Source organism: Rhodococcus sp. LB1 (assembly GCF_001583455.1).
Taxonomy (GTDB): domain Bacteria; phylum Actinomycetota; class Actinomycetes; order Mycobacteriales; family Mycobacteriaceae; genus Rhodococcus_F; species Rhodococcus_F opacus.
This window is the reverse complement of sequence record NZ_LTCZ01000399.1, coordinates 15,726-30,664: the sequence shown is the minus strand read 5'-3', so window position 1 is coordinate 30,664 and position 14,939 is coordinate 15,726. Positions and strand designations below refer to the sequence as shown.

The 14,939-nt window shown below is 65.2% G+C and carries 15 protein-coding genes; 7 read left to right on the top strand and 8 right to left on the bottom strand.

The window, feature by feature from the left end; genetic code table 11:
• Positions 1-23: 23 nt before the first annotated feature.
• Positions 24-1,058 carry a phosphotransferase family protein gene (locus tag AZG88_RS39115; RefSeq protein ID WP_061700712.1) on the top strand — a complete coding sequence of 345 codons (1,035 nt, stop codon included), beginning with the start codon at positions 24-26 and terminating at the stop codon, positions 1,056-1,058.
• 54 nt (positions 1,059-1,112) lie between these two features.
• Here the strand turns inward: AZG88_RS39115 and AZG88_RS39110 are convergent, their stop codons facing one another.
• The 4 genes from AZG88_RS39110 to AZG88_RS39095 form a co-directional block, all read right to left on the bottom strand.
• On the bottom strand, positions 1,113-1,922 hold the full coding sequence (locus AZG88_RS39110; protein ID WP_061700711.1) for a PaaI family thioesterase: 810 nt from the start codon (positions 1,920-1,922) through the stop codon (positions 1,113-1,115).
• Positions 1,923-2,024: 102 nt separating this feature from the next.
• On the bottom strand, positions 2,025-2,921 hold the full coding sequence (locus AZG88_RS39105; protein WP_061700710.1) for an SDR family oxidoreductase: 897 nt from the start codon (positions 2,919-2,921) through the stop codon (positions 2,025-2,027).
• Positions 2,922-2,949: 28 nt separating this feature from the next.
• Positions 2,950-4,086, bottom strand: a complete 1,137-nt coding sequence (locus AZG88_RS39100; protein ID WP_061700709.1) for an acyl-CoA dehydrogenase family protein — start codon at positions 4,084-4,086, stop codon at positions 2,950-2,952.
• An 87-nt stretch (positions 4,087-4,173) separates the two neighbouring features.
• Positions 4,174-4,968 (bottom strand): enoyl-CoA hydratase-related protein, encoded by a 795-nt coding sequence (locus AZG88_RS39095; protein ID WP_061700708.1) that lies wholly within the window; start codon positions 4,966-4,968, stop codon positions 4,174-4,176.
• Between the two features lie 326 nt (positions 4,969-5,294).
• Here AZG88_RS39095 and AZG88_RS39090 point away from each other — a divergent pair, with 326 nt between their 5' ends.
• From AZG88_RS39090 to AZG88_RS39070, 5 genes are read left to right on the top strand one after another with little or no spacing between them, the layout of a single operon-like run.
• Positions 5,295-6,239 (top strand): tripartite tricarboxylate transporter substrate binding protein, encoded by a 945-nt coding sequence (locus AZG88_RS39090; protein WP_231914347.1) that lies wholly within the window; start codon positions 5,295-5,297, stop codon positions 6,237-6,239.
• Positions 6,236-6,724, top strand: coding sequence for a tripartite tricarboxylate transporter TctB family protein (locus AZG88_RS39085; RefSeq protein ID WP_061700706.1), 489 nt, complete (start codon positions 6,236-6,238; stop codon positions 6,722-6,724). Before AZG88_RS39090 ends, AZG88_RS39085 begins: the two co-directional genes overlap by 4 nt.
• 53 nt (positions 6,725-6,777) lie before the next feature.
• The gene (locus tag AZG88_RS39080; RefSeq protein ID WP_061700741.1) at positions 6,778-8,250 is read left to right on the top strand and encodes a tripartite tricarboxylate transporter permease; all 1,473 of its coding nucleotides are present in this window, start codon (positions 6,778-6,780) and stop codon (positions 8,248-8,250) included.
• Entirely contained in the window at positions 8,247-9,530 is a 1,284-nt protein-coding gene (locus AZG88_RS39075) for a CaiB/BaiF CoA transferase family protein (protein ID WP_061700705.1), read from the top strand. The genes AZG88_RS39080 and AZG88_RS39075 overlap by 4 nt, the downstream gene beginning before the upstream one ends.
• Before the next feature lie 42 nt (positions 9,531-9,572).
• Positions 9,573-10,295 carry an IclR family transcriptional regulator gene (locus tag AZG88_RS39070; protein WP_061700704.1) on the top strand — a complete coding sequence of 241 codons (723 nt, stop codon included), beginning with the start codon at positions 9,573-9,575 and terminating at the stop codon, positions 10,293-10,295.
• 36 nt (positions 10,296-10,331) lie between these two features.
• Here AZG88_RS39070 and AZG88_RS39065 read toward each other — a convergent pair whose 3' ends face one another.
• Complete coding sequence (locus AZG88_RS39065; protein ID WP_061700740.1) at positions 10,332-10,853, bottom strand: thioesterase family protein; 522 nt, start codon at positions 10,851-10,853, stop codon at positions 10,332-10,334.
• Positions 10,854-10,899: 46 nt separating this feature from the next.
• Here AZG88_RS39065 and AZG88_RS39060 point away from each other — a divergent pair, with 46 nt between their 5' ends.
• Positions 10,900-11,451 (top strand): TetR/AcrR family transcriptional regulator, encoded by a 552-nt coding sequence (locus AZG88_RS39060; RefSeq protein WP_061700703.1) that lies wholly within the window; start codon positions 10,900-10,902, stop codon positions 11,449-11,451.
• Positions 11,452-11,500: 49 nt separating this feature from the next.
• Here AZG88_RS39060 and AZG88_RS39055 read toward each other — a convergent pair whose 3' ends face one another.
• From AZG88_RS39055 to AZG88_RS39045, 3 genes are all read right to left on the bottom strand, one after another.
• Complete coding sequence (locus tag AZG88_RS39055) at positions 11,501-12,517, bottom strand: DUF7064 domain-containing protein (RefSeq protein WP_061700702.1); 1,017 nt, start codon at positions 12,515-12,517, stop codon at positions 11,501-11,503.
• Complete coding sequence (locus AZG88_RS39050) at positions 12,514-13,806, bottom strand: MFS transporter (RefSeq protein WP_061700701.1); 1,293 nt, start codon at positions 13,804-13,806, stop codon at positions 12,514-12,516. Before AZG88_RS39050 ends, AZG88_RS39055 begins: the two co-directional genes overlap by 4 nt.
• Positions 13,807-14,116: 310 nt before the next feature.
• A complete protein-coding gene (locus AZG88_RS39045; RefSeq protein WP_061700739.1) occupies positions 14,117-14,830 on the bottom strand; it encodes an SDR family oxidoreductase in 714 nt (237 codons plus the stop codon).
• Positions 14,831-14,939: the final 109 nt, after the last annotated feature.

The following is a 14,939-nucleotide window of genomic DNA, read 5'->3' as shown; positions in this document are numbered from 1 at the left end:
ACCACACGGATGGAGGCGAGCGCATGACCTGGGAATGGACGCCCGACACGCTCGGCGCGCTGGAGACGTTCCTGCGCAAGCGCGGGATCACCGAAGGACCGCTCACGACCGCGCGCATCGGCGACGGACATTCCAACCTGACGTTCCTCGTCTCCGACGGGGTCCGTCAGGTGATCGTCCGACGACCGCCTCCGCCACCCGTCCCGGCGGGCGCCCACGACATGCTGCGGGAGGCGCGCCTTGTCGGCGCCCTCGCCGGCAGTGGCGTGCCGGTGGCGGACGTCCTCGCCGTCGGCCAGACCGGTGACGTGCTCGACGTCCCGTTCTACGTGATGGATTACGTTCCCGGTCCGGTGGTCACTACCGAGACACCGCCGGCGTTGAGCGCTCCCGCGGATCGTCGCCGGATCGGCGAGGCATTGATCGACACTCTCGCCGCACTGCACGCAGTGGATTGGCAGGCGGCCGGTCTGGGGGACATCGGCCGACCGGACGGGTTCAACGAGCGTCACCTGCGCCGCATGGGCAAACTGGTGGCAGCGGAGGACGGAACACCGCCGCCGGAGTTTGCGGGGATCGACGCTTGGCTCGCCGCTCACGTGCCCGCAGAGTCCGGTGCGGCGATCATCCACAACGACTACCGTATCGGCAACGTCATCCTCGCTCCCGATTCGCCGGGACGGATTGCTGCAGTGCTGGACTGGGAGTTGGCGACGATCGGTGACCCCCTGTTCGACCTCGGGTACTTCCTCGCGTCGTATCCCGTCGACGGGGAGGAACGCACACCGACCGAAGATCTCGCTGTGGCCGTGCTCGAGGAGGGGTTTCCCACCCGGGACGAGCTGGCTCAGCGGTACGCGGACGCCACGGGAGCCGACCTGTCGAACCTGCCCTGGTACACCGCGCTGGCCTTGTGGAAGCTGGCGGTGCTGTACGAGTACGGACGTCGTCGGGCTGTCGCCGGAGTCGGTGACCAGTACTACCGGGACGCGGCCCTCGTCCGCGCTTTCCTCGACGCGGCCCACCGCGCCGCGGGATTGGCGCCGTCGGTAGTGTGACGACGAGACTGAGGCGGTCGGTACCCGAGTACCGACCGCCTCAGCCGTGTCGAATCAGCTGCGATGGAATGTGACTGTTGCTGTGGTGCAAGTCTTTCCGGTTCGATTGCGTCCGACGACCTGGATGACGGCAAAGCTGCGGCCGCGGTAAACCACCCGGGGTGCGAAGGTGATCGGCTCGGTCCCAGGGCTGGGCCGCACGAATGTCATCGCAATCGACGTCGTCTGGAAATCGGCCTGCGACGCCACCGCGGAGTGGCCGGCGATCTCGGATGCACACAGAAGGACGCCGCCGTGAACGTTGCCCAGCGGATTGCAGAGCGACTCCGACGGATCCAGTTCCAGTCCGGCGCAAGCGTTGTCTCGTCGGTGGTGGGCGCCGAGGAGTTCGATGATCGAGGATGCGTTCGCGCGAGAGCGGATGACGTTATCGGATACGGATCCCGACGGTGAGGCGGCCGCGACGAACCGCAAGCGAGCGGTTCCGAGGGCAACGACCCGCCCGCTCTCGTCTACGATTCGGCCGCTCGCCAGACCGCCGACCGGATCTGTCGTGACGACTTGGCTGTCGGCCTGCAGGATCGATCCGTCGAGCGGTGGGTTGCGGGTGAAGTCGAGGTGTAATTCCGTTGTGACGGACCAGTGGCCGGCCGGACATCGCGCGGTGATCGGATAGCCTGTCACGTCGTCCATCAGAACGCCGAGGGCGCCGCGGCAGGGCAGTCCGCGCTGGTCGGACAGCCACGGTCCGGTCGGCATTTCCGACCTGCCGTGGGTGCCGTCGCCGGTCACGGGTGCTACCTGGAACAGCGCTTCGACGCCGGTCGCGATGAACGGAGGGGCGGTGATGTTCTCGATCATCATGTCTCTCCTGGGCGGTAGGTGCGAAGTGGAACGAGGGTCACACAGAAGAGGCCTGCCCGCCGGGACCTCGTCGTCACCGGCAGGCAGGCCTCGTATGTGGGGTCAGACTCCGCGCTGAGCCTTTGCTGCTTCGCTCGCGGCCTTGCTCTTCTCCCGGGCGGTGGCCCAGTCCTCGTTGGTCATCGATGTCAGACCGGCGAAAGTTCCGGGGCCGGCGAGCATTTGACCGCCGTCCATCGCGATGGTCTGGCCGGTGAGGTAGTCGCAGGCGTCCGACAGGAGGAAGGTGGTGAGGTTGGCAAGTTCTTCCATCGTGCCCATTCGGCCCATCGGCACCTGGTCGGCCTGCGTTGCGCCGACTGCACTCTTGTCGGTGGGGTTGAGCATTTCCCATGCGTAGTCGGTGGGGATCGGTCCGGGGGCGAGTGCGTTGAGGCGGATGCCGTATCGGGCCCATTCGACCGCGAGCGACATTGTCATCGAGTGCACGGCAGCTTTCGCCATCGCGGACGGAACGACGAACGCGGATCCGCTCCACACCCAGGTGGTCAGGGTGGACAGGACGACACCCTTGTTGCCGCCTTCGATCCAGCGGCGGCCCGCGGCATGGGTGGTATTGAAGGACCCGTTCATCACGGTGGAGGTGACGGCCTCGAAGGCGCGTGCGCTGAGCGATTCGGTGGGGGCGATGAAGTTCGCGGCGGCGTTGTTGATGACGCCGGTCAGTGGTCCGTGAAGTGTCCAGATCTCGTCCATGGCCGCCGATACGAGGTCTGCCTTGCGGACATCGACGGTCTGCCAGTGGACCGAGCCCGGCCGGGAAACGGACGCCTCCGCCGCGGCTTCCTCGAGGACAGCGGGCCGACGGCCCCACAGGTGAACTTCGGCTCCGTGATCGACGAGGTGCCGGGCGACGCCGCGGCCGAGCCCGGTGCCGCCGCCGGTGATCAGCACGCGCTTGCCCGCGAGGGCGTCGGGAGTGAAGGGAGAAGTGGTCATGCGATGGTCCTATGGTCGGGAACGAGGGCTACAGGCCCAGGCTCTTACTGATGATTTCGCGCTGAATCTCGTTGGTACCGCCGTAGATCGGCGGAGCCAGAGACCGGCGAACCTGTTCCTCCATGCCGTATTCGCGGGTATAGCCGTAGCCGCCCATCATCTGCATCGCCTCGAGTGCGGTCTTCTTCGCGATTTCGGTACATTTCAGCTTAGCCATCGACCCCTCGCGGTTGAGGTTGTCTTCCTCCCCGGCATCGATCCGTTCGGCCACGTCGTACACGAACGACTTCGCGAAGGCGATCTCCGTGGCGAGATCCGCGATGCGGTGACGGATGGCCTGGAAACTGCTGATCTTCTGACCGAATTGTTCACGCTCGGTGACGAAGGCAATCACATCGTCGAGTGAGCGCTGGGCCCCGCCGAGCGCCATCGTCGCGATGATGAGGCGCTCGACGCTGAGCCCCCGCATGAGGTGACGCCACGCCTGGTTCGGTGTACCGACCACTGCGCTCGCGGGCACGGCGACATCGGTGAAGTACAGGTCGTTGCAGGTGCGGGCCTCCATGGTCTCAATGCCGTGGATTTCGAGGCCGGGCGAAGCGGCAGGCACCATGAAAAGGGTCAAACCCTGGTGCTTGTTCCCGGACGCGTCGGTTCGGGCAAGGAGGAGGATGTGCTCGGCGACGTGTGCCGCGGAGATCCACGTTTTCTGACCGTTGATGACGTAGTGGTCGTCGACCAGTTCCGCCTTGATCCGGACACCCCCGAGGTCGGAACCCGCACCGGGCTCGCTGAGGGCGATCGCCTCGAGCTTTCCGGATGCCATGTTGCCCACGATCGTGTGCTTCTGTTCCTCGGTGCCGTAGCGCAAATAGGTCTGTGCGGCCGTAAGTCCCGTGGAATAGGCGATGATCGGGGCGAGTCCGCGCGCGGTTTCCTCGAGGAAGATGCATTCCTCGACCATTCCGGCGCCGCCCCCGCCATGCTCTTCCGGCAGCGACACGGCGAGCCAGCCGAGGCCGGCGAATTTCTCGAGCAGGGCGGAGCTGTTGGCCACAGTGCCGCCCTCGGTCAGGGCGTCACGCTGCTGGAGTGTCTTACATTCGGAGTCGCAGAGTTCGCGGACGGCCACCGCGAAATCCTGTTGCTCTCGGGTGAAACGCATGTGGGCGACTGCTCTCTGTGACGGGTCCTGGGGAGTGAGTTGCCGGACGGCGGGGCGGAAGACAGCCCCGCCGTCCGGAAGTCAGGATCAGGCGCCGCGGAACTTGGAGAAGTCGGGCTTGCGCTTTTCGTTGAACGCGCTGATGCCCTCGATGGCCTCGGCGGACTCACCGAACAGCTTGAGCGTCGAGTAGGCCATGTTGCCCTGCGCGATGAAATGCTCGGTGTCGGCGTTGAGAGACTGCTTGAGCACCTTCAGCGCCGTCGGCGAGAGCTGCAGGATCTCGTCGGCCCAGGCGCGGACCTCCGCCCGCAGCTGGTCACCGGGCACCACCTTGTTGACCAGACCCCAGTCGAGGGCCTGCTCGGCGCTGTAGCGGCGGCAGAGGAACCAGATCTCTCGCGCACGCTTCTCGCCGATCGCTCGGGCCAGGTATCCGGTGCCGAGTCCGGCGTCGAACGATCCCACACGCGGACCGTTCTGCCCGAAGATGGCGTGGTCCGCGGCGATGGACAGGTCGCACAGCAGGTGCAGCACATGGCCGCCGCCGACCGCGACACCGTTGACCGCGGCGATCACGGGCTTGGGGACGTCCCGGAGGACGCGGTGCAGCGCCTCGACCTCGAACAGTCCGCTGTCGGACGGGCCGTAGTCGCCGGTCTCCATACGCTGCTTCTGGTCGCCACCCGAGCAGAACGCCTTCTCGCCGGCTCCGGTCAGCGCGATCGCCCCGACCTCGGCGCTGCCCCACGCCTTCTTGAACGACTTCACCAACTCGTCGACGGTGCGCGCGCGGAACGCGTTGTACCGATCGGGCCGGTTGATCGTGATCCAGGCGAGTCCATCCTCGACCTCGTACGTCACATCCGTGAAGTCACTCATCGACCTGTTGGTCCTTTCTTGTTTCACGCGGAGCGAAGTCCGTCGCGAAGTCGCTTTGGTCTTACCTTATGACGAATGTAGCGCTGATAACGAGCGTTTTCAAGAGTGGTGGTGAAAAAGTCCGTCACCTGCGGCGATGATTTCGGATCTCCCTGCAAAAGGGGCAGTGCGGCCGATGCGGATGGTTCGCGGGCGGATCGCCGAGCGTTATGGAGAGTGATTGACATCACTCTCCATAGTTACTAGCGTGCATTCTTATATGAGTACGGCCCGTACGTATATAGGAATGGATGAGTATGACTGTGCCCTTCCGAATAGCCGCGTTGGTGGCAGTCGCCGGATTGGCGACCGCCGGATGCGCGGAGATGCCAAAGTCCACCGCTGGCTACTACCCCTCCGGGACGGTGCGGATCATTACGCCGTTTGCCGCTGGCGGGATCTCTGACACCACCGCTCGTGTAGCGGCGAAATGCATGGAAGAGGAATTGGGTGGGACGTTCATCGTCGAGAACCAGGACGGCGGTGGCGGAGCGATCGGGATGACGAGGGTCGCCAGAGCAGAGCCGGACGGATACACACTCTCGGTTGTGTCGTTGTCGACCGCGGCACTGGTACCACTGGTTACCGATGGCGCTCAGTACGACGGATCCAGCTTCGACCCGATCTCCGGCATCACACTTGCGCCCTCTGTCCTAGTGGTGAAGGGCGACAGCCCATACCGCACCGGGCAGGAACTGCTGGAGGCAGCCGAGCAAAAGGACGGTTCGTTCTCGGTCGCCATGCCAGGCTCGATGGGCATCTTCGCGCTCGCTATCAACGGCATCACCGAGGACGGGGGCCCTCGTTTCACCAACGTCCCCTTCGTCAGCAACGACCAGTCCGCGGCCGCGGTGCTAGGCGGAAACGTCGACAGCGCCTACCTGAGTACGTCTCCGACGCTGCTCGAGCAGATCGAATCGGGAAATCTGCGAGCCCTGGCCACGGGGGCAGAAGAGCGGCTCGACTTCCTACCGGAAGTCCCGACATTCATCGAGTTGGGATACGGCGACCTGCCCGACTCCACAGTCAACGTCACCTTGCTCGCCCCGGCCGGAATCGACGGTGACGTGAAAAAGACCTTGGCGCAGGCCATGGGATCGTGCCTGAAAGACCCGAAGACTGCCGAAGTGCTGGGAGAGGAATTCGTGCGCGACGACGACCCAGGCCCCGAAAAGATTCGGGCAGAAATCAACTCGGCCGAAACCCAATGGCGAGAGGCGGTCCAGAAATGAGCGACACGCTACTTGTCGAGGAGGCCGCCGAGAAAAACGTGAGGGCTGTGGAGAATAGACGCCTCACCCCCGCGGTCCTGACCGTTCTCGGCGTATTGGCGACAATCGAATCGGTGCGTCTCGGTCTCGGTGACCTGACCGAGCCGGGCCCCGGAGCTTGGCCCCTGCTTACCTCGGTGGGCGTGCTCGTTACAAGCGTCTGGTTGTTCATTACCGGGGTGGAGCGCTGCGAGAAGGTCCTGATCAGTGACCTCGCTCGGGTGGCTACCGCCATCGCCGCAATCGCATTCTTCGTGGTGATGCTTCCGCTGGTGGGCATGCCCGTGCCGGCTTTCGTGCTACTCGTGGTGTGGCTTCGTCTCTTCGGTGAGTCGTGGCGACTCACGCTGGTCACCGCGGCACTGGGGGTCGTCGCACTGCAGATCGTCTTCGTCGAATTGCTCGGCGTACCGTTCCCAATCGGGCCGCTGGCCCCCGGAAGGTAGATCTCGTGGATTTCTCCGGAATTATCACCGGCGTCGAGACGACGCTGACTCCAATGAATTTGCTTTTCGTGCTACTGGGCGTGCTGGCGGGCATGGTCATCGGCGTGATCCCGGGCCTCGGTCCCACGGCAACGATCGCGCTCCTGCTGCCACTGACCTACAGTCTCGAGCCCGCGACGGCCGTTATTCTTTTGGCGGGTATCTATTACGGTTCGATGTACGGCGGCACGATCACCTCCGTGTTGCTCCGCCTCCCCGGTGAGGCGGCGTCCGTGGTGACGACGTTCGACGGCTATCAGATGGCCCGCCAGGGGCGGGCGGGGCCTGCCCTCGGCATCGCCGCGATCGGGTCCTTCGTCGGCGGCCTGGTCGCCGTCGTCGGCCTGGTCCTGCTGGCGCCGGTCCTGGCATCCTTCGCGCTGAGGTTCGGGCCGCCCGAGTTCGCGGTCGTGGCGCTTCTGGGCATTGTGTTGGCGGCGTATCTCGCGTCGCGGCGATTCGCGGCGGCCCTGTTGATGGCCTTCTGCGGGCTGATGCTGGCCACCGTGGGACAGGACTCGATCGAGGGCAGTGCGCGCTTCACCTTCGGCAGCCTCGAGTTGCTCAACGGACTGGACTTCGTCGCGGTCGCGATGGGGCTCTTCGGGCTCGGTGAGTTGTTGTACACCCTCGAGCGCTCGCGCCAGCCAGCCGGCACTGTTGCCCGTGTCGGCCATGTGCTCCCGTCGCGAGCCGAGCTCCGCCAGTCCCGCGGACCGATCGTCCGCGGCAGCCTGATCGGGTTCGTCCTCGGACTGGTGCCTGGTGGTGGTGGCATGGTGGCCTCACTCGCGTCGTACGCGACCGAGAAGAGGCGCTCGAAGAATCCGGAGCGCTTCGGTTACGGCGCCATCGAGGGCGTCGCCGGCCCAGAGACCGCCAACAACGCGGGTTCGCAGTCGTCCTTCATCCCCTTGCTCACCCTGGGCCTGCCACCGAACCCCGTGCTCGCATTGATTCTGGGCGCGTTGCTCATTCAGGGTGTCACCCCGGGACCTCAGCTGATGGCCGAGCACCCCGACATATTCTGGGGAGTGATCGCCTCGATGGTCGTCGGCAACGTGATTCTGCTGGTGCTGAATCTGCCGCTGGTGCGGGTGTTCATCCGGATCCTCGACGTGCGCGTCGCGATCCTCGTCGCCCTCGCCACCGTGGTCACCATGCTCGGGGTCTTCAGCATCAACAACAGCGTCTTCGACCTGTGGGTAGTGCTGGTTTTCGGTGTCCTCGGGTACGCCATGCGCAAGTTCGGCTTCGAGCCGGGCCCGCTAGTGCTCGCCTTCGTTCTCGGAGTGCTGCTCGAGCCCGCCATTCGCCAGACGCTACTCATCAGCGGCGGCGACGTCACAGTCTTCTTCACCCGACCGATCTCCGGCACCATGCTGGCCCTCGCGGTCGTGTTCGCGGGGGTGATGATTGCGCGTTCCGTGCGCGGTCGCCGTACTCGACACGTAACCGACCGCCAACCCGAGAAGGCAACACGATGACAACTGATTCCACTGCATCCATTCCAACTACACAGGCGGAGCACGAGAATCTTCCCTTGGCGGGCGTCACCGTCGTCGCACTCGAGCACGCCGTCGCCGTCCCCATCGCCACCCGGCAGCTCGCCGATCTCGGGGCGCGGGTGATCAAGGTCGAGCGAATCGACGGTGGCGACTTCGCCCGCGGATACGACGTCGCGGTCGCAGGCGAGATGTCCAGTGTGTTCCTGTGGACGGGCCGCGGCAAGGAATCGCTGGCACTCGACCTCAAGTCACCCGAGGGCCGCCAGATCATGCTCGAGTTGCTCGAGTGCGCCGACGTTTTCATGCAGAACATGAGTCCCGGAGCCGTCGAGCGGCTCGGGCTGGGCGCCGACGAGCTGACCCGTAGCAACCCGCGCCTGATCATCGTCTCCAACTCCGGATACGGCACGCCAGGCCCCTATGCCGGCAAACGCGCCTACGACGCACTGGTACAGGCGGAGTCCGGAGCGGTAGCTGTCACCGGCACCAAAGATCTGATGGTGAAACCCGGTTTCTCGGCGGCCGACGTTGCCAGCGGCATGTACATGACCTCGGCGGCGATGATGGGCCTGTTCCAACGCGAGCGGACCGGGCGAGGAACTGTGGTCGACGTCGCGATGATCGACGCGATGACCGACTTCATCGCCAACCACATCTACTATGCCCAGCATCATGGCAGCCCGGCCGAGCGAATAAGTCTCGGCCATCCCTCTCTGGTGCCCTACGGCGAGTACGCCACCCGAGACACCCCGGTCGTCGTCGGCGTCCAGAACGACCGCGAATGGGGGCGCTTCGCCGAGCACGTCATGGGTCGCCCGGAGCTGGTCTCCGACCCGCGGTACGCCACCAACGTAGCCCGGGCAGGGCGCCGCGACGAGGTCGACGCACTCGTCTCCGATACCTGCCGAAGATTCACCGCCGTCGAGCTCACCGCGCTGCTCGACCGGATCGGGATCGCCTGCGCCCGCGTCAATGATCTCGCAGTGGTGGCCGATCACCCGCAGTTGGTGGAGCGCGGCAGGTGGGTCGAAACACCCACGCCGGTCGGGCCTGTCCCGACCCTGCGTCAGGTGATCACCGAGCGCGGGAAGGAATACCCGGTGCGCCCGGTACCCGCACTGGGGGAACACTCGCGGCGGCTCCTCGTCGAACTCGGCCACGGCGAGGAGGAGATTGCCGATCTGCTTCGTCGCGGGATCGTAGCGACTTCCGACGCCAGCTGCGGCGCTGAGGAGATCGCGGCAGCCAGGGGGCGATAAACTCGCCGTCACCGGCGGAAGAGATGGCGTGGAGGGTTGGACATGGCTGACAGCGAGGGGCACCGCGCGGTCTCCCGGGCGCTGCACGCCCTCGAAATCGCCGTGGCGTCAGGGGAGGGGATGACCCTCGGCCAGCTGGCCGAACAGGTCGGGGCCGCCAAGTCGTCGTTGCACCCGCTGCTAAAGGCATTGGTCTATCGGGGCTACCTCACCTATGAGGACACGCGCTACCGCACCGGACCATCCATCGGCGCGCTATCGGCCGCTGACAGCCCGTCGATCGTGTCGGTCGCGCGACCGTTCATGGACGACCTTCTTCGGCAGTTCAACGAGACGGTGATGCTGGGCAGCATGGTTGGCGATACGCTCGTCTACCTGCACAGCGTCGAGTCCGATCAACCCGTGCGGTACGTCCCTCCCCGGGTACGGCCTCCCACCGACCGCCCTTCGTCGATCGGAAAGCTCTACCTGGCCCAGCTCGAAGATGACGACCTCGAGCGCTACGTCGCCGACCACATCCAGCCGGACCAGGCGGCCGCCCTTCGCGCGGAGGTCGAGGAGGCTCGGATCACGGGCGTGGCTTTCAACCATGGCGATACACTTCCCGACCTCAGCGCAGTCGCCGCCCGCATCGTCGTTGGCCATGACATTATGGCGTGCCTGGCCGTCGGCGGACCCAGCCGGCGTATCGACAGCCGGTCGCCGGAAATCGCCGCCGCCACGCTGGAGGCGGCGGCGAGCATCGGCAAGCTGCTACTCCACTGACGGGGAATGTGGCCCGACCTCTGTACGGCATTCCGCTCAGCGGGCCGCACGGGTTCGGATGCCCATCGCACCGCACACGGGGGCGGGCCAGTCGACGTCGGTGTGGCTGAGTTCCCGGTCAACTGCGGCCGCGACGTCGTCGGCGAAGGGCACGACCCGGCGGGTGCTGAGGTCGACGTGGGTCGCGGTGACCTCGAGTGTGCTCGCGAGGCGTTCAGTGGTGTCATCGACGAGGAACGCCATGACGTGGACGATCTTGTCGGAACGTTCGACGATTCGCGCGTGGACCGACACCTGGTCGCCGACGTGCACCTCCGCGTAGTACCGGATGTGGTGCTCGGCGGTGAAGAAACCCTGGTCGCGCGTGGCGCGGTAGTCGTCGGTGATGCCCATTCGGTCGAACACGACGGCGATTGCCTGCGCCTCGAGATCGAAGTAGTGGCGAATGTTCATGTGGCCGTTCTCGTCCTCGTAGGCGGACGGGATGGGCACCGGCCCACACTCGCGGGGCAGTGCTATCACCTGAACGTACGAGGGGATTTCTGCTGGTGACGTCATCGACACATCATAACGATCGTTCACAGTTCGGTGCTAGAATGGCTCGGTGGACCGCAACCGTAAGATTCTCGACACCGCTGCAGAGCTCTTCTACGAGAAGGGATTTCACGGCACAAGTGTCGACGAGTTGGGGTCGCGGGCCGGCCTGAGTGGCCCAGCAATCTACCGCCATTTCTCCGGCAAGGACGAGATCCTGGCTACCCTGTTCGGTGAGGCGATGGACGAGCTGATCGGCGCCACCGAGCCGGTACTCGACGACGCGGACCTCGATCTTCAACGGATGATCCGTCATCATGCGCTCTTCGCGGCGAGGCACCGCCACCTCGTCAACGTCAGCCAGCGGGAGGACCGGTCGCTGGTCGATCCGTGGCGGAAAGCGATCAACCGACGGCGCAAGCAGTACGTCCAGGGGTGGGAGGCAGCGGTGACGCGGGCGATCCCCGCCGCGTCACCGGCGGAGGTTTCGGTGGCCACCCAGTCGTGCTTGGGCATGATCTTCTCGATCGCGTACTGGCCCGCCAAGGTGACCCGCACGGCCGGGCTGGCCGATCACATGGTGCGAATGGCGACCGAGGGCCTGGACGCCTTCCGTCAATAGCACTGCCCCTGCACCTTTGGGTCGGTGCGGGGGCAGTGGCCGGCGTGGGTCAGCGCGTCAGCGTGGGGTGGTAGGTGTACGACGACGATCGCGACAGGGCGAACTCGAAGATTCCGTAGCCGGTTTCCTCGTTCCACTCGAACGTGCAGCAACGGTCGGTGAGGGCGGAGTCGAGAGTCTTGGGGCCCACGGTTCCGTCGAGGGGGTAGACGTCGAAATCTTCGTGGTCGCGGCCACGAACCTTGCCGTGGTGCCCGCCGTAACCGCCGCCCGCCATGTAGCCGCCGCCGGCCGAGGCGTCCGCGTCGACGCGGTAGGTCGCGCCGCCGGTAGTCACGACCTCCACTGCGCCACTGGCGAGGTCGTTGCCCGCGGTGAACGCCAGGTCGTGCCGGACGTCGGTAATGTCGTCAAGTCGTCCGTCGTCATGCATGACGGCGCCCTCCAACAGGATTCGCCCGCCATCTCGATCCTCGACGAGCAGGAAGCCGAACGTGCGATCCGGGAACTGGGCCTGGTACCAGATGTGCAAACCCTGGCCCCCGGACATGGTGCGTACCCCGCGGGAACGGTCCCGCAGTCCGTACCAGCCTCCGACGTCGGTGGTGGTTCCGTCGAGGGTGAGCGTGCCCTCGTAGCGACCGGGCTGGAACAGATGATCGAAGGAGGTGACGTTTCCGTCGGTGTTCTCCACGTCCACCGACCCGAGCCAATAGGGTGCCCGGGCGTGCCAGAGCAAATCTAGTTCGAGTCCGGTCTTGTTTTCGCCCAGCTGGATTCGCCAGGCGGAATTGTCGTCGACCGTCTCCCATCTCAGTGGTCCGACGGAGGCGCCGTCGGTCTCGGAGTGTTCGGTGGAGTAGCGGAGGTTGCGCTGCTCGGTCCCGGTGGTGAGGACGACGAAACCGTCCACGACGTTGCGGGGCGGGTAGGCCCCGGCGCCGAGGATCACGGACGGCGCGGTACGCCCGTCCGGGTGAAGGTTGAACATGAACCGGTCGAAGAATTTCTCCGGCATGTCCTCGGTGGCGCGAGTCACCAAGGCGTCGTGAAATCCGTCGGTCATACGTGCTCCTTTTCTTCGACGGTGACATTGTCGGCGCCGATCTCGCGATGGTCCAGGGTGAAGCGGTAGGAACCCATCATCAGCAGGCAGGCGATGGCGATTCCGACCAGCACGATGATCGGCAGGGCGCCGGCACTGTAGGAACCGGTGGCGCTGTAGACCTGTCCGAGCAGGAAGATGCCGAACGCCGACCCCTGCGCGTAGAGGAAGTAGATGAAGCCCAGCACCCGGCCGTAGGAGTGCTTGGGGAAGTATCGGCTCACCATGTAGGCGGCGAGATCACCCTCGGACCCCAGGCCCAGGCCGATCAGGGCCGCGCCGACGAACAGAAGGCCGGTCTGCGACGACGTGATCATGAAGAAGACCCCGACCCCGCACAGTGCGAAGATGATCGAGCCGATGGCGGGGGCGTAGAACCGGTCCAGCAGATAGCCGACCAGCAGTCGCGCGGCAATCGACGCCAGGCTCAGGACGGACAGGATGGAGACGGCGGTGCCCTGGCTGATGCCCTTGTCGGTGGTCATGGGCACGACCTGGGACATCAGGCCGAAGGTCGCCGAGGACACGAGGAAGATGGCGACGGACAGCAACCAGAATTGCCGGTACTTCCTCGCCACGGTGAGCAGCGATTCCCCGGCCATCCGGCCTTCCAGACGCGCGGCCTTGCGCTCGGCTTCGTGTTCGGCGGGCATCCGGGTGACGAAGGCGTAGACCGCGGCCGGGATGACCGTGCACAATGCGCCGATGACGAGGAACGCCAGGCGCCATCCGCCGATGCCGAGCATCCAGTTGGCCAGATACGGCATGAGTACCCCGCACGAGCCGAGGCCGGCCATGAGGATGCCCAGCGCCATGCCGCGACGGTCCTGGAACCATGCGCTCACCACGGTCGAGTGCGCCACCGGGTTCACGGCGCCCGCTCCAGCGCCGATCGCCACGCAGAGCAGGTAGAAGACGAGTTGGTTGTTCGGCAGGACGGACATCAGCATCAGGCCGATTCCGAATGCCAGCGACATCGGAACCGACGGGATCTTGGGACCGTACCGGTCGACGAGGAAGCCCAGGATGACGATGCTGATACCCACCAGCACCGTTTCGATGGACAGACCGTTGCTGATGACGCTTCGTTCCCAGCCGAATTCCGCGGTCATCGGCTTGCCGAGGATGTTGAACAAGACGTTCACCGCGGTCGTGCCGAACAGCAGAGTCAGAAAGCCTGTAACGACGTACCACCAGCGATTCAGATGCCGCGTGGGCGCCTGCAACTCAGCCGTGCGGACTGCGCTCATGGAAGCTCCTGTCGATCGAAATCGATAATGGGGACGGGATGCCGCCGAGAAGGACTTCCTTCGAAGGTGGCCCCCGTCACAGATAACACCATATGGATAGTCCATTGTAAAGGACTGTCCAAAAGGGGTGACATGCGTTGGTAGGGGGAGTCGGACATCGCCCTCCCGATACGGCGCAACTGCAGGCCAAGTCCATGAAGCGTCCTCCGAGTCGGGATCCGACGTGTCGGACGGTAGAGAGCACCTGGACGCACGGCGAGGGTTACGGTGCACGGCACTGTCGATTTCTCCAGTGCACTCGCTGGGACTGTCAGTGGTGCTGTGCCACCGAGGAGGTGACCGTGCGGGTGTTGAGACCGTCACCCGCATCGACGGTGAGGAACTGGCCGGTGACGCTGCGGGCGGTGGGGGAGGCGAAGAACGCGACGGCGTCGGCGATGTCGACCGGGTCGACGAATCCGTTGGGCATCGACGCGAGCCAGGCGTCCTGGATGTCTTGCGGCATGGACAGGATCCCGGAACTGGCGGTCATTCCGGGCAGGACGGCGTTGGCGGTGATACCCAAGGCGACGTTCTCTGCCGCGACCGTCTTGACCAGACCGAGCAGCCCTGCCTTCGTGGTGCTGTACGACACCTGAGCCGGCATGCCCTGCGTGCCTGCGGTACTGGAGATGACGACGACGCGGCCATACCGTCGTTCGCGCATCCCAGGCAGGCACTGCTGGAGCACCCGGAAGGTCCCGGTGAGATTGACGTCGAGATCCTTCCGCCACTTGTCGATCGACATACTGTGTGCGGCCCCGAACATCGTCGTCAAACCGGCATTCGCGACGTAGACGTCGATGTCGTCGAGCGGGGGGAGTTCGTCGGTGGACATGTCGGCCTGGTACGTGCACCCCGGTGCACGGTCGAGGGTGACCACTTTCACCCCATCGGCCTCGAGCCGGGCGACGATGGCCTTGCCGATTCCGCCCTCACGTGCGGCACCGGTCACCAAGGCCTTGCGGGGGTGCGGGTCGGTCATGCGGATCTCCGTTCGTCGGGAAGTGGCACCGTGTGTTCCGCCGTGTCGGCGCAACGACTTCCCTGTGTAGCGACGGATGGTCGCGTAGTCGTAGGACGAGTAGTGCTGT